Annotated in this window: 1 protein-coding gene; it reads right to left on the bottom strand. The window is 64.6% G+C overall.

Annotated elements, in window-relative coordinates; all coding sequences use genetic code 11:
- Positions 1-246: acetamidase/formamidase family protein (locus FNJ47_RS47695; RefSeq protein ID WP_175068540.1), on the bottom strand; the 246-nt coding region annotated here is incomplete at both ends.

Below are 246 nucleotides of genomic sequence, written 5' to 3'. Positions count from 1 at the left end.
CGCGCCCATTCGGCCTGCGCATCGGTTTCGAAGATCGTGATGGTCTCGCGTTTTGCCGGCGGATCGATCAGGTCATTGTATTGATAGCCCCACCAGGCCGCGGCGTTGCTGCCGAACGCCTTGCCGGAATATTTCGGATTGGCGCAGGGCCGCGGCGCCACGTCGATGATGCGCACTTCGAGCACGTCGCCTTCCTCGGCGCCGCGCACGAACACCGGCCCGGTGCAGATATGCACACCGAGGCCT

Origin of the sequence: Bradyrhizobium uaiense (assembly GCF_010811875.1) — a bacterium.
Classification (GTDB): domain Bacteria; phylum Pseudomonadota; class Alphaproteobacteria; order Rhizobiales; family Xanthobacteraceae; genus Bradyrhizobium; species Bradyrhizobium uaiense.
Note: the sequence above shows the minus strand (reverse complement) of the source record. Positions and strands in the feature narration are given on the sequence as shown.